Origin of the sequence: Neotabrizicola sp. VNH66, from assembly GCF_049445895.1 — a bacterium.
GTDB lineage: Bacteria > Pseudomonadota > Alphaproteobacteria > Rhodobacterales > Rhodobacteraceae > Pseudogemmobacter.
Genome location: NZ_JBMSDW010000001.1, coordinates 85,156 through 101,794 on the forward strand (window position 1 = coordinate 85,156; position 16,639 = coordinate 101,794).

A 16,639-nucleotide genomic window follows, 5' to 3' on the forward strand; every position below is an offset into this window, starting at 1 on the left:
TGTCGGCGGGTTCCGGTCCCGTCCGGCAGGCTCTGGCCGCGCTCCAGATAGATAGCACCGCGCCGGACGGCTGTGCAGCCCCTCTCACCGCCAGTTGATAGGCGGCGACCGGCAGCGAGGCCGGTCACAGGGCCGCGACCCTTTGTTGCAATGACCACAGGGCCGGGACCACGGGGCGGGAATGCAGAAAGCCGCCCCGAAGGACGGCTTTTCCTGCATCTGCAAGAGATAAGTGGCGCGGTTGACGGGGCTCGAACCCGCGACCCCCGGCGTGACAGGCCGGTACTCTAACCAACTGAGCTACAACCGCGCAGGCCGCACGCGGACAAACAGGAAGCAAGTGGCGCGGTTGACGGGGCTCGAACCCGCGACCCCCGGCGTGACAGGCCGGTACTCTAACCGACTGAGCTACAACCGCGCGATCTGCTTCCCGGTCATCCCGGGCGTGGCGGGTAGATACGCGGGGGCGCGGGCGGCGTCAAGCGCCGCCCGAACGAAAAATCATTTCTCCGGCGCCGGGATGAATTCCTTGTTGTCCTCAGGCGGTAGGCTGAAGCGGCCATGCATCCAGTCACCCGCGCGCCAGGCCTCCTTCGCCGCCTCGATCTTGTCGCGGGAGGAGGCGACGAAGTTCCACCAGATGTACCGCGGCCCGTCCATCGTGGCGCCGCCCAGAAGCATGATCCGCGCGCCCTGCCCGCCCGCCTTGACCGACACCCGGTCGCCGGGACGGAAGACCAGCATGCGGCCCGCCTCAAAGATCTGGCCACCCATCTCGACCTCGCCGGTCAGGACATAGACACCGCGGTCCTCATGATCATCCGGCAGGGGAATCGCCGCGCCGGGCTGCAGGACGGCATCGGCGTAGAAAACTTCGGACGGCATCGCCAGCGGCACACTTTCGCCCCAGGCATGGCCCAGCACCAGACGCACCTGCTTGCCCTCCCCCTCCAGTTCCGGCAGCGCCGTCTTCTCCACATGGACGAAGGCGGCCGCATCCTCCTCGCGGTCCTTCGGCACCGCAAGCCAGGTCTGAAGTCCGAACATCGACAGCGGGGCCTTCCGCGCCTCACCATCGGTGCGTTCCGAATGGGTGATGCCATGGCCCGCCATCATCCAGTTCACCGCCCCCGGCTCGATCCATTGATCGGTGCCCAGCGAATCGCGGTGATGCAGACGGCCCTTCATCAGATAGGTCACGGTGCCCAGCCCGATATGCGGGTGCGGCCGCACGTCGATCCCCTCTCCGGTCAGAAACTCGGCCGGGCCCATCTGGTCGAAGAAGATGAAGGGACCGACCATTTGCCGCTGGGCCGAGGGCAGCGCGCGCCGCACCTCGAACCCGCCCAGATCGCGGGCACGCGGCACGATGACGGTTTCAATGGAATCGACCTGAGAGCCGATCGGAATGGACGGGTCGAGAATGGGGTTCCAGCTCATCTTGGCCTCCTGCTACAGGACCAATATGGCGCCTTTCCCGCAACGCACAAAGCGCGATGCAGGAAGGCATATCTCTGCCCGTTTGCACAGAAGGGGAATGGTGGGTGGTGAGGGACTCGAACCCCCGACATTCTCGGTGTAAACGAGACGCTCTACCAACTGAGCTAACCACCCGATACGGGCGGATTACCGGGCGGCGGGCGGCGATGCAAGCCCCGGAAGCCGAAACGGGGAACGCCCCGGCCGGAACCGGGGCGCAGAAGTCAGGCGGGCGGCGGATCAGACCCGGGTTGGATCAGACGCGGGTCCAGGCGTTGCCGCTCTGGTCGATCAGCGTATCCGGGCCGGCAACACGGATGATCACCGTCTCGTTCACCGGGCTTTTCACCGGCGCCAGCCCAAGCGAGGGAACACCGACAGAGCTGGCGCCATGCAGGGTCAGCTCGACCGAACCATCGGCCAGAACCCGGGCCGTCCAGCTGCCCACCGTTTCCACCGTCATCTCGACCGGCTGCGGACCATAGCCGGGCACGGTGCTGATGATCGTGCCGCTGGCCCGATACGACCCGTCCGGATTGAACACCTGCAGCACATCGGCCGGGACATAGCCGATGCCGTCGATCTTGATCATGCCGTCGATTTCCCAGCCGCCCGCCAGACCGGAGGCATCAGCTGCGGCGGGCTTCGGCGTTTTCCCGTCCCCCGCTTTCGCGCCCATGGCGGGCGCCTCGGGCTCCAGCAGGGCAGCAATTTCGGTGACATCGGCCGCCGGGGCCCAATCCGCCATGCCTTCGGTCCAGACCAGCGAATCCCCGTCCAGTTCTCCGGAAGCCACCTTCTCGCGCAGAGCCGCCTCATCCAGCGGACCGACGGGCTTCCCGGCGATGCCGACGTAATAGGCAGGCAACACGGGCAGCGGGGGCGGTGTCACTTCGGCACGTTCGGCGGCAGGCAGCGCGGGCGGACCGCCGGCCCCGATGGCCGCGGCCACCACGTCCCCGGCATCCGGCGCCGGCTCCGAAGACGCGCTCGCATCCCCCTCCGCGGGGACCTCCGGCGCGACCAGACCGGGAACGGCAATACCCGGAACAGCCAGACCCGGCGCATCCGGCGCCACGCCCAGCCCTTCGGCCGTGGCAAGGGCCGGTGCCCCGAAAACCGCGCCGATAACGAAGAAGGAAGCAACAAAACGATGGGAGAATTTCATGTCGGGCCTCGCCGGAAGATCACACGATGGGTGATGGAAGGGGTTGTCGTCTGGCCCGGACAATCCCGCAAATGCCCCCGCCGGATCAAATGACAAGGGCTGTCATGCAGATTTCACCCCGGCGGACGGCGGTCGATATGGCCTTAAAGCAAAACGCCCCCGCAAGAGCGGAGGCGTCATGTCCTTGAAATCAAGGCAATAATGGTGGGCGATAACGGATTTGAACCGCTGACAGATCGAATAATATCAATAACTTACAAGACATTTTGTAACATCGTGACAGCCTTCTTAACGGCCAAAGTGACGTTACGTCAACATCCGTCGTAGTTCTTTGCGCCGCTTGCTGTGAGTGTATAGGTGCCGCCTCTTGGCCCGACATAGCAGCGCCCAGAGGAATATCCACTTGACCGGCGCGAAGTGCTGGCCGGCTTGTAGGCTTTGGACTTAGCGACCTTGGAAATTGTGCGCCCCCAATCGCAAGCTAGCCCGTCGCCGTCACCGTCTAGATTGTGTGGGTCAGATACCGGGCCTCCTGCTGCGAGAAAGAACTTTTGCGCAGCCCCACTAGTCGCAAAGTCAGAGCAGTTCTTGTCATCTGCGACACCTGCGACGGCAGAGCGCGTGTAGAGAGACCGCTCATAGGCGGCAGCCGTCTTCTGGCCCAAGTATCTACTGCCATATGAGGTCTCACCACGCGCGCCCAATTCCGCCTCTATGAAAGCCAGTTCCAGCGGCGAGTTTGTCAGCAAGTGCTGCGACCAGAGTTGACTGGTAGACATAGACGCAAAGTATGCCCCCTGCCCGGTCGGCGACTGGGGAACACCGCAGGCCACCAGACCGAGACAGGCGGCCACTAAAACAAGACTTTTCCGCATATAGATTCTCCACCCCTAGCTGTAACAAGCTGCCCGTTAACCTTTGGCGTGTCCATTTGGAATGAGGAAAGGGCAGCACTTTCGCACCGCCCTTCCCATTGGCTCGGAGTAAGTAAGGCCCGGCACCGCGCGGGCATGGAGGAACCCGCCGTGCCGTGTCGGGGTTGATGGGACAATGAATAAACCCGCGCACTCACCGACTTATCGCAACGCTGCGGCCCTGCTTGGTCGGCCCGGCGCGTCAACCGTCTATGGTGTTGATACGGTCGAACCGGGAAAGTGTCGGTTGGGATGGGAAAGAAAACGGGCACCTGTTGGGATGCCCGTTGTCGTGGTCTTGGTGATGGTTAGGCCGAATGTCAGGCGGCGAAGCGCGCCAGATATACGCTCTTGATCTGTTCAAGCGCTGCCGCCATTTCGCTGATCTTCTCCTGAACCTCAAGAAGTTCGAATTTGAGTTCAGCTTTCGACAGCTTCTCGGGTGCCGGTTCGGGCAGCCAATAGCCGTAAGCGTGCGCCAGCCGTTCAAGCCGCCTCATCCGGTCGCGGGCGGACTTCAAGAAGTGCCTGCGACCTTCACAGGTAGCAAGCACCGTGCGGCCAACTTCTTCTTCGATCTTCCGACGATGCTCCTCGAAGAACGCCAGCCGGTCGTTGTCGGCCATCTGGTCAAGAACGCTGGCGCGGGGCAGATACCCCTTCCGGTTCCGCTTCGGCGCGATGAAGTTTTTGGTCAGATCAAGCATCACGCGGCCTCGTCTTCTTCGCCGATCATCCACCGCACCGTTCGCATCAACTGCGGGCCGGGCTTCTCGCACCGCATCGTCACTTCAACCATACCTTCAGGATGGTGACGGGCGATCACAGTGCCTTCGACGGTGTTCACATAACCCTCAACCTTGCAGTAGGGGCTATCTTCGTCGTCGTATTGCTCGATCAGGAAGTTTGGCGCGTTACATGGCGTCGTGCCGGGATCGGTGATACCCTGCACCTCCGCAAGCCAGCGATAGAAGGTGTCACGGTCCATCGTGATCGTGACGGGCGTTGCCGTTTCCGGCGTTTTCGTGCAGTCTTGGGCCATGTGCGGCTCCTGTATAAAGTTGCATATCGAGAACAGAGGGCGGGCTTCACGGTCTGCAAACTAGTCGCCCGTCCTACTGTCAGGGGCCTTTCAGCCCGTCACCTTCCACTGCGGGAAGGTCCAGCGAACCTGTTTATCCAACTGGTCCAGCATCTTGTTCAGCCGGGCGGCGTCTTTCAGCGCCGCTTTCTTCGCCTCGGGTTCTGACAGGTCGGATGCCTCGATCTCGGCAAGGCGGGCTTTGATCTCTTGGCGCTTGTATTCATTCACTTTTGCCGCGAATTCGGCGGCAGCGTCGATAAGGGTCTCAATCACCAGTTCCGCACGGCCTAACGATCTAACGCTATCGTCAAGCGCAGGATCGTCGTCGTGATTATGATCGAAAACACCGTTCACGCCATGTGGTCGCGGCCCCCGGTCATCATCGAAGACCGGGGCATACATACCACCGATAGCCAAAGTTTCGGCAACCGATGAACCGCTTTCGTTGAAGAACTCGCAGAACGGCAAACGGAAGGTTTCGTCAGCAGCGGCAAGGTTCGCCAGCTTAGCTTTCTCCTTAAGCCGCTTCCGATACTGCCGCTGCATCTCTGCTTGACTTAGTGCCATGTGATCCTCCTTCGTGAGCTCACACTAACACTATCGCGTTAGGCATTGCAAGGACGAAATGCACCCCATGCATGCGACATTCCGCCACACCCCTACGCCGCCGCCACCCGCAGCCCTTCCGGCCCGTAGTTCTCACAGCAGACCGAAGGCAGCACGTTCGCGGCCATCAGGGCCTTCACAAGCTCGTCGTGCAGATCGGTGCCGGTGTTGGTGGCCGCCGTGACGAACGCCCCGGCCAGATCGGACAGCAGGCGGTCATAGGCGGTATCGGTAAGGAAGGTCGGCATGGTCATGTCCCTGTGTTGCTCGATGACAGGAATCTAGGCAGGCCGGGAATCGGTCGTCAAGAGGCTAAGCCACTGTTTTTGTTAAAGTAAGTGCTTACTTACCGAGACGGAACAGGCTGGATCTAGCTAGGTAGCTAGATAGCTAGAACTTGCCGAAGTTCGGATCAGCGCGCATCGCGGCTTCATCGTCGGCAACCTGTGCCTTGTCGGCTCGGTCGGCTTCGCGCTGGCGGATACGCACAACAAGTTCGGCCTGAATCCGAGGCTCGGGCCAGCCATCCGCCCGCTTACGCTTCATCCAGCGACTATCGGCCACCTGATCCAGCTTGCGACGGTTCTTCTGTTCCGGGGTCAGTTCCGACAGGTCGGCATTCGGTTCAGCCCTGACCTTGCGCCGGGACTGGTTCCGTTGTTCCCGACCATCACCCGCCCGCCATTTATCAATGCCACGGTGCTTGCGGGACGTGTCATCCTTGGCCCTCTGGCCTTCGCGGTCAAACAGGGCCTGCGCCTTGTCGATCAGCGGGGCCAAGACTGCCAGCCGGGTTTGATCTTCGGCGGTCAGTTCGCCTTTGGCGGTGATGGTGTCGCGCTTCGCTTCCAGTTCGCGCAGGGCAAGGCGCCTTTTGTCATAGGGCGTCAGCTTGACGACAGGCCAGATACGGCCCTCTTCATCTTCGTATTCGTCTTGTGATTCAGCGGGATTCCGCATATCATCTTCCTTGTCATAAGAAGGCTTTGCAGGGGTTCACCGTTGGCGCGGTGGCCCCTGTTTCCTATTGGGCGGCGCGCTCGATCTGATCGGCCACGTCCGCCGCGACACCGAAGGACAGCGGGTATTCTTCCCCGGTGAAGGGCGAAACCAGTTTCACGCCCTTGCCGGTGCGCTTCACCTTGATACCGGACAGAGCGGCCAGCCCCTCAATCCAGCGAAGTTTGCGGTCGGGGTCGGACAGGGCGCCGGGGTTCTTCATCAGGTCGGCCAGCGTCGGACCTTCATTCATCGGAACCGAAGCCTCAAAGCCCTTCGCCTTGATCGTGATGGTTTCGCCGTCCTTCGCCACGTCAATACCGGGGACGGTCGCGGGGATGGTGCCCGCCTCGATCTCTGCCCGGACAAGGGCGCCGATCAGATCGGGAATGGTCGTGTTCTTGGCGGCGGCAATCTGGCGAAGCTGTTCGCCGCGTTCGTCGGGAAGTTTCAGCATGAAGGACATTGGGGCCTCTTGGGGTCAGGGTATGACCAAAAGTAACACAACGCCGAATCGTGGTAAACCTAAATATAGAATAATAATGGACGTTACCGATTCTTCGGACCGGAAGCGGGTATGGAATAAAAATGGACGTTACTTAACCTGCCCGAGACAGGTAAACCTGTGTCACAACCGGGGAAGAGGATGGAATAATTTTGGCCGTATATAAGACCATTCTAAAGGTTAGTTCTTAAGAGAAATACAAGTAACGGCCAAAATTATTCCACACATGGGTTCACCTCTCCCGGTCCCGAAGGGAACCCCTTCCTCGGGATGAACTGAACCCTTCCCCGGTCAGGTCGCGGGCTGCGCCCGCTCCCCTCCCTCGGTCTGTCAGCGAAGCATCCCGCCCGGTCGCATCTGTTGAAGGATTTCCTTCTGGATCAGCCCCCGGAACATGCGTTCGGTCTGTTCCGCCATCTGCCGGGCCAAGTCGCCGTTCTGTTCCGGGGTTCCGCCCGAAGCGTTCACCGTCACCGGGGCGTTGATGGTGATGGCCGGTGCGGATGCCCCCGCAGACTCGCGGAGAGAGTCACTGGCGGCCCTTGCGACCTTTCCGGCGTCACCGACAAGGCCGCCGCTTGCATAGCCCCTGCGGGCGCTCTGGTGGAGTCTGTCAAGGTTCGCGGCCCCAAGGCGCTGGACGGTCTCTTTCGAAAAGACGAACTCGCCCTTGTGGACCACGCCCGCCGGTTCGAACTTGCCGCCGTGGCCCGTAAAGCCGCCCTCGCTGAAGCCAAGCATTCCGCCGATGAAGCCACCGATGCCGGGGCCGGAGAAAATCCCCATCATGGCCTTCTGGAACTGAATCTTCGCCATCTCCACCAGCAGGGCCGCCACCGCTTCCTCGGCAGACTTCGCACCCGTCAAGACGCTGGTGAACACATCGGACAACGCTTCGGCCCCGCGCTTGCCGCGTTCCTCGATCTTCTGCATATCCTCGGCGGCTTTGGCAGCAGCATTGCCCGCCTGAACCTGCGCCTGCGCCAGCCGGTCAATCTCGGCGGTCAGTTCGGGCGTGATGGCCCGTCCATCGCGTTGGGCCGCGTTCAGAAGTTCGGCGCGGATACGGGCGAATTCGATGGCATCGCTATACTGCAACCCGGCTTGGGCAGCAGCCACCAGCGCGACAGCTTCGGCTTCAAGCGCCTGCCGTTCGCGGTTCAGGCCCTCAATAGCCCGTTCATACTCGGAAGCCGAACGGCCACCGCCACCGCCACCCTTGCCACTGGTGCCGCCTTGGGTCGCATCGGGGATGCCGTCGCCATCCATATCGACAAGAAAGCCCTTCGGACGTGTCGCAGGGCGCGGGCTGGACGGCATATAGCCTTCACCGGGCGGCAGCAGATCGGCACCGGCCCCGGTCAAGGGAATGCCGGTGTTCATCTGGGTCAGGCCCGCAATCTCATTCCGGGCGGTGCGGGCCGCAGCAGGAAGCTGGCCGATCCAGTCAAGCAGCGCCTGCACCTGCCCGATGACACCGGACAGCCGCGCTTGGTCGAGTGCATCCATTTCGGCAATGGTCGCCTGTGCCTCGGCGACCACCTCGCGCAGACGCTCGGCGTATTCCTCGCCCGTGATCGTGCCTTCCGCGAAGGCCCGCGCTGCATCCCCGATCCGGCTGGCAAGATCGGTCAGCGCGGTTGCGTCAGCCTCATTGCCAAGGCCGCGCAACATGCTGGACGCTTCGGACAGTGCGGGCACCAGCAGCTTTGCTTCGGACGCAAGGTCGCGGTATTCGATCTTCAGGCTTTCCACCTGCGCCAAGGCATCCTGCGGAACCTCAGGCAATGCGCCAAGGGCATCGGCAGTGTCGTCGCCTAGCAGACGGGCGGTGTCCACCGGGTCAAAGGTCAGCTTTTCGCGTTCGCGTTCGATCAGCCCGAAGAACTCGGCAGCACCGACAACACCCGTGCGCCAGACCGATTGCAGACGCGCCTCGACTTCGCGGAACTTGGATCCGTTCCCCGGCCTTCCGCACCGCGCCGTCATCCAGCACAAGGCCAAGATCGCGGGCGCGGGCGATCTGCGCCCGCAGGCCCGCTTCGCCCTTGCCGATCAGGGCAGAGAATTGTTCACCACCGGCCCCGCCGAACAGTTCTTCCAGAAGGAAGCTCTGCCCAGCCTGATCGAACTTGCCCAAACGGCCAAGGATCTCAACCATCAGCGCGGACGGGTCTTGCAGCTTCTCTTTCAGTTCATCGGCGGAATAGCCAAGTTTCTTGAAGGCTTCGGCACCGGCCCCGGTGCCATCAAGCAAGAACTCCCCCGCGCGCAGGTTCATTTCCTTGAAGCCATCGGTCAGGGCGTCAATGCTGATCCGGTTCTGGTCGGCCACATAGGACCATTCCTGAAAAGCTTCAGCCTGAATCCCGGCGCGCTTGGCGGCATTGCCGATCTCGGCAATCCCGGCCACGGTCTGACGAACAGCCGCCGCACCACCGGCGACACCGATGCCCGCCACCGTGCCCGCGATACCGGCGAACTTTGGCAGGACAATGGATTTGAACGCGCCAGAGATACGCCCGCCCGCAGATTCATAGGACTTCGCCATACGGTCGGCGGATTGCTTCGCGCGCCGCTCCATATCACGGGCGGCTTTGCCTTGGGCTTGGTTGGCCTTTTTCAGCGAACGTTCAAGGCGGTCAATCCGCGCCTCGATCGGCACCACAAGGCCGGGAAGATCAACAGTCGTCATATCAAATACTCACTATCAAAATACGAATAGGCCGCCCGCATCGGGCGCGTTGTAAGCCGACTGACTGGTGGCACCCAAAGCCAGACGGCCCACGGCCATTGCAGCGGCCACAGAGCCGTCGATATGGCCGTGCTGCGGATCGGCCTTCGCCTGCCGGATCAGGCCGGTATCGTTCACCACCGCCGCGACACCGGCAAAGTGGTTGCGAAGAACCGGGTGGCCGTCATGGCGGATCAGACGGCCATTTACGGCGCGCACAAGTTCACCGTTCGCCGGTCCCATGGTGGCGATGCCCTGCCGGACCTCCACCATGGGGATTCCATCGTCATGCAGTTCAGTAGCAGCAGCGCGGAACTTCCACGGATCATAGGCGACTTCCTCGACCATATGCCGGGCGCATATCGCCTTGATCTGGTCCTGAACCACCTGTTGCGGGATCACCGGGCCGGGCACCTCGACAATCAACCCGTCCTTCACCCACTGGCGGTAAGGGACGCCTTCAAGACGTTCACGTGCCTGCAAGCCTTCGCCCTGAACGAAGAACCACGGTTTCAGGGTGACCTGCCCGTCATCGTGGCGCCACGCGGCCACCACGGCGGCAAGGTCGCCACTCTGGGCATAATCAACACCCAGATAGCACGGCAGGTCTTCAAGGTCGGCTTCGTCGTCATTAAACCGGCGGGCATCATAGGTTTCAAAGTTGAACAGGGGCGCCGTGCTGTTCCCCATCCATTCGTTCAGATTGAACTGCCGGAAAGCATACATTTCGGCGGGGTTGTCGGCGGCTTCCTTCGCCATGCTGCGAAGCGATGCCAGATCAGGGAAGCCGAAGGCCAGACCGGGGTTCACGCGGTGCCACAGGGTTTCGTCCTGCCAGTCGTCGCCTTCCTGCGGTTCGAACAGGATCGGCAGATATTCCGGGTTCACGATCTCGCCCAAGGCTACTTTGCGCGCATAGGCGTAGCGTTCAGCGGCCAGCCCCTCGCGGCCCCGGCCTGCGGTCGTCGCCACGACAGTAAGACCGCCGGGCCGCTTCGCCATACCGGACTTCAGCGCTTCCCACAGGTCGCGGCCCCGCCAAGCGTGGATTTCATCCACCAGAACGAAGGTCGGTGTCGTGCCGTGCTGCGCCTTCCCGTCCGAAGAAATGGCCTTCAGCGTGGACCCATCCAAGGCGCTCCTGATCGTCTTGGGCGCGTTGTTCGCGTCATAAATCCTCGTGACACCGCGCAGGGTCGGCCCCTCGCGCACCACGTCCGCAGCTTCGCGAAACCCGATGCCCGCCTGTTCGCGGTCGCAGGCGGCAAAGATGATTTGCCCCGCAGGCACCCGTTCCGGCCCCAATAGGTGCAACAGCGCCAAGGCTGCGGCCAGCGAAGTCTTGCGGTTGCCGCGCGGGATCAGAAGGAACACCTCTTTGACGACCCGCGAACCGTCAGGGTGGCGCGGACCATAAATGCGCCGAACGATCCGCTCTTGCCACGGGGTCAGCTGGAACGCGCGGCCCCTTGCCGTGCTGGCCGGGTGTTTCAACCGGCGAAGGAAGGTGACGGCTCGTTCCCCATGCCCCAGAGGGTCAGGGATAGGCGAGGTGTCAAAGACCCAAGCCGGGTAAGTGCTGGCCGTCATGGTCACACCGCCAAGGGGTCGTCGTCGTCCGCCCCGTCTGGCGCCGCCGTTCCGATCCGCGCCCGGCTGGTCGGGGTCAGGCCATATTCGGCGGCAAGCTGGCGGGCGGTCTGGGCCGCACGGTTCCAGATGCCGAACTGCACCTTGTCGATGATGCCACCGGCCAAGGTCCGCTGTTCCTCGATCTGGCGGCAGATGCCCACGGCAGAAGCGTAAGCCTCCACGCCCGCCAGATCGGCGCGGGTGATGATCCGCCGGGCGATCAGTTGCGGCATGACCCGCTTCCACTCGGCCTTGGCCTGCGCGGACAGGTAAGACGGCGCGGGCGGGGCCTTGGTCAGGGCCTCGGTGTCAGGTGAAAGGCCCGGTTTGACGCCGCGAAGGTGCTTGGAACTCATTGCAGCACCTCATATGCTACGCGAGGAATAAACTCGGAAGATGCTTTATGAGCCGGATACTTATCGTCGGTCTTCTCATTTCGAACGCGGCAACGGGCTATGGATTCTACCAATATAAGCAAGCCTATGCGCAGGTGACATCCAATATGACCACTAACCAAGAACGGGCGAGTTATGGCGCTCGCTGTGTTGAGTGGATTGAAGAGTGGATTGCAGAAAAGAGCGACGAAGATGCCGGGTTGTTTCTTGGACGCTCTTGGCGAAAGCACGGACAATTGGTCTTTGAGGTGTATTCCGACCCGAAACTGAAGCCTGAAACGTCCGTCGAATTGCTGTGCGTAGCCGATGCGCAAAGTGGGATGATGTTTTCGTATTCCGGCGAAGACCGAAGCCGCTGGATGTTTTTCGAATAGGTTCACGCTGCCACCGCCCGCAGTTCAAGGCCGCGCCTGCGTCCGATCTCGGCAATGGCGACGATGTTCCAGACCTTCCCGCCGTGGATGATCCGATCCGACACCGACACGCCCGGAATCCACCGGATCAGGAACACCGCCGTGTTGCTGGTGCCTTCGCCGTAGCCGGTCAGGAACTCCGACAGGCCCGCTTGGCGCAGTTCGGCCTTGCCGGTCGCATAGGTCGCCCATGTCTCTGACACGGCACCGGACGCGGCCACGGTCTCAGCCACGCGCTGCAACTCGATCCGGTGTTGAAGTTTGCCCGCTTGCATCATGTTCAGACCCTCCACCGCACGACAGCTTCCAGCGTCATCACACCGTGGGTCAGGGTCAGTTCGGGCTTCGGGTCGCGCAGCCAGACCATGCGGGGCCGGTGCCATTCATCCACCACAACCCCGGCGGCGTCGGCAGGGCCGAACTCAAGCGCCTGATAGACCGCAGCGCCGATCTGGCGGGCGGTGTCTGCACCATCTTCCTGCGCCCATACATGCAGGGTCAGGGTCACGCGGGCCAAGCGCTGCGAACCGGCAGCAACACCCAGGTATTCAGTTTGCGCATCGGCAAGGATCACCGAAGGCAACTTGTCGGGCCGGGTTGGTCGGTCACGGATCAGGTCAAGGTTCACCAGCGCCGCCACCGCAGGCGATGCCACCAGCGCAGCGCGGACAGCCGTTCGGAAGGCCAGTGCAGGGTCAAGCATTGCCAGCCCCAGCCTTGCGGATGGCCTGCGCCACCGCCCGCCCGATCCGGCGGCGGGTGCGGTCTTCGGTCAGCCGGGCCGCAGGCAGAAGGAAAGGCTGCGGATCGGTGCCGGGGTGTTGCGAACCGGCGAACTGCCCGCCGTTGATATGCGGGTCGGTGCCGAACTCGACCAAGTGCCCGTGCCTTGCTTCGGGATTGCCCACGGTCACAAGCGCTTGGTTCTCGGCAGCAGCACGGCGCCCGCCACCCTTAGCATAAGCAGGCGTCACGGCACCGGGCGGGGTGACAGCGATTGAGGCTTTCAGGTCGCCTTCATCTTCGGGCACCAGCGCGCGGGCCATGTCGGCCAGATCGTCAGCCCCTTGCACCAGCGCCGGGCGAACATGGGCGACAATCTCAGCCGGGATGGCAGCAAGGCGCTTCGCCAGCTTGGCCGATTGCTTCATAAGGTCGTCGGCCATGATCACACCACCCAAGCGCGGTGCGCTTGCAGAAGGTCATGACAGCCGAAGGGAACCGCGTAAGGGTTGCCGCCCACGGTCGCGGCCTCGCGGGCCTCATACCAATAGGCAGCAAGCATCAACACCGCTTGCTTGATCGTGGCCGGAACCGGGTCAGGGATCGGGCCGCCGATGAAGCTGGCACAATAGGCTTCTGCGGCCTCGATCTTCAGCGACAACAGGGCGTCGTCGGTGTCGGAATCAAGGTTCAGTTGGGCCTTCAACTCGGCCACGGTAATCGCAACAGGCATGAACAACACTCGCCATCATCAAATGCAGTGATGATAACAGGTGTGATCCATCAGGAAAAGTTATATTCGGCGTATCTTGCGCGGACCTCCCCCCGCCGGTCCAAGAGATAGGGCGGAAGTTTGGAGGGTGCCCCGCTGGCACTTCTTAATCAGGTTGCTTGGCAAGAGGAACAACCTTAAAATACGCTGGCCACTTCGCCATTCCGGGGATTTTATCGTTGATTTCATTGATTTTAAGCATGGTTCCGATTGCCATTATCCTGGGTTCATTCCGGAACATATCCGCTGAATATAAGAGAGAAATTCATCGAGCAAGACGAGATTCCAACCTGAATAAGTCCAACGGAAGCACCATTCCGTATGATGACATCAAATGCCTACTGATTTTACTAATTCCCCTATACGTTGCGGCGGTGATACTACTATTCATCATTGACTATGGTAACATATGGATTCCGATTGCGACGGCCTTCGTTCTTTCAGTCATAATCCCGTTGACAATAAAGCACCACTTGAAGAAGGTTCGACTCTTCCTTGTGAAGGAGGAGGAGTCTGAGGTCCACCAAGTGGAATGTAAACTTCTTCTCCTGAACAGCATCCGCCCAGAACACAACGCAGCGGAGCAGGACGAAATTATACGGAGAAGGAGGGCGGATGCAGTTTTGCACAGAGATTCAGACCACCAGTCCAAACCTTACGCTTATGAGATCGGCCGGCACGCACTGGAAACACTAGCGATGAGATATGGAATAGCTCATTATGAAAAAACGCCCGATGGAAAAATGAGAGAAGGAGAATATATTAAAATAAGAAAAATACGACCCATCGGCGGTGCGAAGTATGAAGCACTGCTAACCGAGTATAGGGATCGACAAGTGATTGCTGTCATCGAAAAAGGAACAGAGTATGTGAAGACATTTTACCCGCCAACTGGTCGTGCGTGGTTCGATGATAACAAAGAGTGGGAGGCCGCCATTAAGGGAAACTCCGGATTCAGCATAAAAGAAATGGCAAAGATGCATTTCGAGCAGATGAAGCGAAAATCGAAATAATGATTGGATCATTCTGATCAATGTCGGATCTATCGACCGATAAGGCGATAGATATGAAACTAGACAATCTGGCCAAGCAGCACTTCCTGCCACAGGCCGCGTTCAGACATCATGCAGACCGCGCGAACGGACCATGCAAGAGGTTCGCCGCGTTATCATAAGCCGCCTTCGCCTCGGCTACTGTGTCGAAGACGCCAATATGCGACCTTTTTCCATTTGCGCGAATTTCAGTGCGGAAACGCTTCCCATGTGCCGACACACCTTTGACGCCGATCCTGCTACTAATGGAAACGCCGCGATTTGCCATGTTTTGTGAGCGATTCGCCGGGCGCAAATTGCACCAGCGATTATCTGAGGGGTCGCCGTTGGCATGGTCAACCATGTCGGGCGGAAACGCGCCGGTCATATAAAGGAAAGCAAGGCGGTGGAGCAGATAGAGATTCCCATCAATCTTAATTCGCGTCCGCAAGTCTGGTGTTGGTGATCCTGCCACCTGTCCGGCTTTCGCCAGTCTGCCGCGATCAATGCGCCACCGAAACAGGCCGGTTATAGGATCATAGGTCAGAAGTTCTTTCAGGCGTTCACTCGTCAACATTTCGATACTCTCTAACTTCATTCCTCTGTGCAGGGCCATCGTGGCAAACCTTGCAGAGGGGCTGCCAATTCACCCGGTTCCAGAACAGCGCGTCATTCCCCCGGTGCGGGATAATATGGTGAACAACCGTTGCAGGGGCGAAGCACAGGGTGCAGTTCGGATGCGAGGCGAGGAAGGCCGCGCGGGCCTTGCGCCATTCGTGGTTATAGCCCCGTTGCGCCGCCGTGGGGCGGTTCTGGTCGTGGCGGCGGTTCCGGGCCCGGTTCTGGTCGCGCTGGCACTCACAGAGGCTTCCGGCGGCCACCAGACGGCCACAGGCGCAGGCACGGGGCGGGCGAGGCATTAGCCGATCCGGCCAGTCAGGGGCAGCAAGGTCGATCCTTCAGTGCTGGTCTCATCCACGGCGTTCTCGATCCGAAGCTGGCCGCTGATCATGCTGCCGCCCACAACGCACTCACCGTAGACAATCGGGATGATACCGCCTTCACGGGTGGAATTGGTCGGGCCTGCCATGGTGTAAGACGGGTCAGACTCGCCCGTGTCCTGCGAAGGGGCCAGAAGCTGCGCAACGCCGGTCAGGGTCAGACCAAGGCCCATATGGCCGACTGCGGTTCCTACCGTCATGCCACCGGCACCAAGGGACGTTGCCATAAGCGGGCCACCGAAGGCCGCAAGGCCCACAAGCAGGATACCGGCCAGCACTTTGCCAAGGCCGCCACGGCCCCGGCCTTTGGTGGCGGGGATGATGTGAATATCCTCGGTGCCGATCCGGTGCGACAGGATGGTTTTTTCGTCCAGTTCGGTTCCGGTCGTCCGGGCACCGATGATCAACTTATAGAAGCCATGACGCAGCTTGTCGGTGAAGCGCGGGAAGTTCGCGGCAAGCGCTTGGAAGGCTTCGCCGGGGCTGGTGATGGCAAAGCGATGTTCGGTGCCGAACTCTTTGCCAAGGGCACCATATAGACGGATCGTGTTCATCAGAGTTTCGCTTTCAGGGCGCGCAGGCCCTCACGGTCAAAGGCAGGGTCGAACCCCTGTTCCTCGATCTGGCGCAGGCGTTCTTTGGTATATACGCCGGGGCCTTTGCGGCTGTTCGCCGGGATGGTGTCGGGGGTCAGACCGGCGGCGCGCAATTCGCGGTCGGATTGCGCTTCAAGGGCGGTGACGATCTCGGCCACGGAAGCGTTCCAGACCTCGGACGGGGGCCAGCGAAGCCAGCTTGTCGCAAGGCTGAACAATTGCGTGAAGAACTGCGCCAAGGGGATCGGGTCGGACGGTTCGGAAGGGGTTGCCTCGCCCTGCGCTGGTTGGAGTAGCGATACTAGCAGGGCGAGGCAGGCCGCTTGTGCAGCACCATGAAACTGCACAAGCGGTAGGGCGGCGGCATGGGCCAGAAGGGTTTCAGCCTCTTGCCGGTTGGTGGCGGCGGTGCGGATGACCGCATGAATGGGCGTGAGTTTCTGCCGGGCGATCTCATCCCAAAGGGAAGCGATACCGCCCGGAAGGGCTTCAAGGGCGACGGCCACCCGCAGGGATGCCCGCAGCGTCACGGCATGGGGGCCGATCTGAAGCGGGATTTCCGAAGCGGGTTGCAGCGCCGAAGGCAT

22 protein-coding genes and 3 tRNA genes are annotated in these 16,639 nt (G+C 61.2%); 2 read left to right on the plus strand and 23 right to left on the minus strand.

The genetic code is table 11. The features are described from left to right. Positions 1-233: 233 nt before the first annotated feature. The 15 genes from ACO2Q5_RS00420 to ACO2Q5_RS00490 form a co-directional block, all read right to left on the minus strand. Positions 234-310: transfer RNA gene (locus ACO2Q5_RS00420), tRNA-Asp, on the minus strand. 31 nt (positions 311-341) lie between these two features. Beyond that, positions 342-418 (minus strand) — tRNA-Asp (locus tag ACO2Q5_RS00425). An 83-nt stretch (positions 419-501) separates the two neighbouring features. Then, entirely contained in the window at positions 502-1,440 is a 939-nt protein-coding gene (locus ACO2Q5_RS00430; protein ID WP_423287344.1) for a pirin family protein, read from the minus strand. Between the two features lie 98 nt (positions 1,441-1,538). Beyond that, positions 1,539-1,614, minus strand: a tRNA-Val gene (locus ACO2Q5_RS00435). Between the two features lie 121 nt (positions 1,615-1,735). After that, entirely contained in the window at positions 1,736-2,647 is a 912-nt protein-coding gene (locus tag ACO2Q5_RS00440; RefSeq protein ID WP_423287346.1) for a DUF4339 domain-containing protein, read from the minus strand. A 311-nt stretch (positions 2,648-2,958) separates the two neighbouring features. Next, complete coding sequence (locus ACO2Q5_RS00445) at positions 2,959-3,522, minus strand: excalibur calcium-binding domain-containing protein (protein WP_423287348.1); 564 nt, start codon at positions 3,520-3,522, stop codon at positions 2,959-2,961. A gap of 359 nt (positions 3,523-3,881) precedes the next feature. Further along, positions 3,882-4,268 carry a hypothetical protein gene (locus tag ACO2Q5_RS00450; RefSeq protein ID WP_423287350.1) on the minus strand — a complete coding sequence of 129 codons (387 nt, stop codon included), beginning with the start codon at positions 4,266-4,268 and terminating at the stop codon, positions 3,882-3,884. Continuing rightward, a complete protein-coding gene (locus tag ACO2Q5_RS00455; protein WP_423287352.1) occupies positions 4,268-4,603 on the minus strand; it encodes a hypothetical protein in 336 nt (111 codons plus the stop codon). Before ACO2Q5_RS00455 ends, ACO2Q5_RS00450 begins: the two co-directional genes overlap by 1 nt. A 90-nt stretch (positions 4,604-4,693) precedes the next feature. Then, entirely contained in the window at positions 4,694-5,212 is a 519-nt protein-coding gene (locus ACO2Q5_RS00460) for a hypothetical protein (protein WP_423287354.1), read from the minus strand. 92 nt (positions 5,213-5,304) lie between these two features. After that, complete coding sequence (locus tag ACO2Q5_RS00465) at positions 5,305-5,499, minus strand: hypothetical protein (protein ID WP_423287356.1); 195 nt, start codon at positions 5,497-5,499, stop codon at positions 5,305-5,307. A gap of 142 nt (positions 5,500-5,641) precedes the next feature. Then, on the minus strand, positions 5,642-6,211 hold the full coding sequence (locus ACO2Q5_RS00470) for a hypothetical protein (protein ID WP_423287358.1): 570 nt from the start codon (positions 6,209-6,211) through the stop codon (positions 5,642-5,644). 64 nt (positions 6,212-6,275) lie between these two features. Beyond that, positions 6,276-6,716, minus strand: a complete 441-nt coding sequence (locus tag ACO2Q5_RS00475; protein WP_423287359.1) for a hypothetical protein — start codon at positions 6,714-6,716, stop codon at positions 6,276-6,278. 1,882 nt (positions 6,717-8,598) lie between these two features. Further along, complete coding sequence (locus ACO2Q5_RS00480; protein WP_423287361.1) at positions 8,599-9,450, minus strand: phage tail tape measure protein; 852 nt, start codon at positions 9,448-9,450, stop codon at positions 8,599-8,601. Positions 9,451-9,465: 15 nt separating this feature from the next. After that, on the minus strand, positions 9,466-11,079 hold the full coding sequence (locus tag ACO2Q5_RS00485; RefSeq protein WP_423287363.1) for a terminase large subunit: 1,614 nt from the start codon (positions 11,077-11,079) through the stop codon (positions 9,466-9,468). 2 nt (positions 11,080-11,081) lie between these two features. Continuing rightward, entirely contained in the window at positions 11,082-11,477 is a 396-nt protein-coding gene (locus tag ACO2Q5_RS00490; protein WP_423287365.1) for a phage terminase small subunit P27 family, read from the minus strand. Between the two features lie 47 nt (positions 11,478-11,524). On the opposite strand from ACO2Q5_RS00490, the gene ACO2Q5_RS00495 reads away from it, so the two are divergent. Then, the gene (locus ACO2Q5_RS00495) at positions 11,525-11,890 is read left to right on the plus strand and encodes a hypothetical protein (RefSeq protein WP_423287367.1); all 366 of its coding nucleotides are present in this window, start codon (positions 11,525-11,527) and stop codon (positions 11,888-11,890) included. 2 nt (positions 11,891-11,892) lie between these two features. On the opposite strand, the gene ACO2Q5_RS00500 is transcribed toward ACO2Q5_RS00495, so the two are convergent. From ACO2Q5_RS00500 to ACO2Q5_RS00515, 4 genes are read right to left on the minus strand one after another with little or no spacing between them, the layout of a single operon-like run. Then, a complete protein-coding gene (locus ACO2Q5_RS00500) occupies positions 11,893-12,207 on the minus strand; it encodes a phage head closure protein (RefSeq protein ID WP_423287369.1) in 315 nt (104 codons plus the stop codon). A 2-nt stretch (positions 12,208-12,209) separates the two neighbouring features. Further along, complete coding sequence (locus ACO2Q5_RS00505) at positions 12,210-12,632, minus strand: DUF3168 domain-containing protein (protein WP_423287371.1); 423 nt, start codon at positions 12,630-12,632, stop codon at positions 12,210-12,212. Beyond that, positions 12,625-13,095, minus strand: coding sequence for an HK97 gp10 family phage protein (locus tag ACO2Q5_RS00510; protein WP_423287373.1), 471 nt, complete (start codon positions 13,093-13,095; stop codon positions 12,625-12,627). The genes ACO2Q5_RS00505 and ACO2Q5_RS00510 overlap by 8 nt, the downstream gene beginning before the upstream one ends. 2 nt (positions 13,096-13,097) lie before the next feature. Beyond that, positions 13,098-13,385, minus strand: coding sequence for a head-tail connector protein (locus tag ACO2Q5_RS00515; protein WP_423287375.1), 288 nt, complete (start codon positions 13,383-13,385; stop codon positions 13,098-13,100). A gap of 239 nt (positions 13,386-13,624) precedes the next feature. Between ACO2Q5_RS00515 and ACO2Q5_RS00520 the strand changes: the two genes are divergently transcribed. Beyond that, on the plus strand, positions 13,625-14,437 hold the full coding sequence (locus tag ACO2Q5_RS00520) for a hypothetical protein (RefSeq protein WP_423287377.1): 813 nt from the start codon (positions 13,625-13,627) through the stop codon (positions 14,435-14,437). A 109-nt stretch (positions 14,438-14,546) separates the two neighbouring features. On the opposite strand, the gene ACO2Q5_RS00525 is transcribed toward ACO2Q5_RS00520, so the two are convergent. Genes ACO2Q5_RS00525 through ACO2Q5_RS00540 form a run of 4 tightly spaced genes read right to left on the minus strand, consistent with a single transcriptional unit; the run spans position 14,547 to position 16,639 of the window. After that, positions 14,547-15,071: an HNH endonuclease gene (locus tag ACO2Q5_RS00525; protein WP_423287379.1), complete on the minus strand. Its 525-nt coding sequence runs from the start codon at positions 15,069-15,071 to the stop codon at positions 14,547-14,549. Further along, positions 15,019-15,375, minus strand: coding sequence for an HNH endonuclease signature motif containing protein (locus ACO2Q5_RS00530; RefSeq protein ID WP_423287381.1), 357 nt, complete (start codon positions 15,373-15,375; stop codon positions 15,019-15,021). The genes ACO2Q5_RS00525 and ACO2Q5_RS00530 overlap by 53 nt, the downstream gene beginning before the upstream one ends. Beyond that, on the minus strand, positions 15,375-16,010 hold the full coding sequence (locus ACO2Q5_RS00535; protein ID WP_423287383.1) for a hypothetical protein: 636 nt from the start codon (positions 16,008-16,010) through the stop codon (positions 15,375-15,377). The genes ACO2Q5_RS00530 and ACO2Q5_RS00535 overlap by 1 nt, the downstream gene beginning before the upstream one ends. After that, on the minus strand, positions 16,010-16,639 hold the full coding sequence (locus tag ACO2Q5_RS00540; protein WP_423287385.1) for a hypothetical protein: 630 nt from the start codon (positions 16,637-16,639) through the stop codon (positions 16,010-16,012). Before ACO2Q5_RS00540 ends, ACO2Q5_RS00535 begins: the two co-directional genes overlap by 1 nt.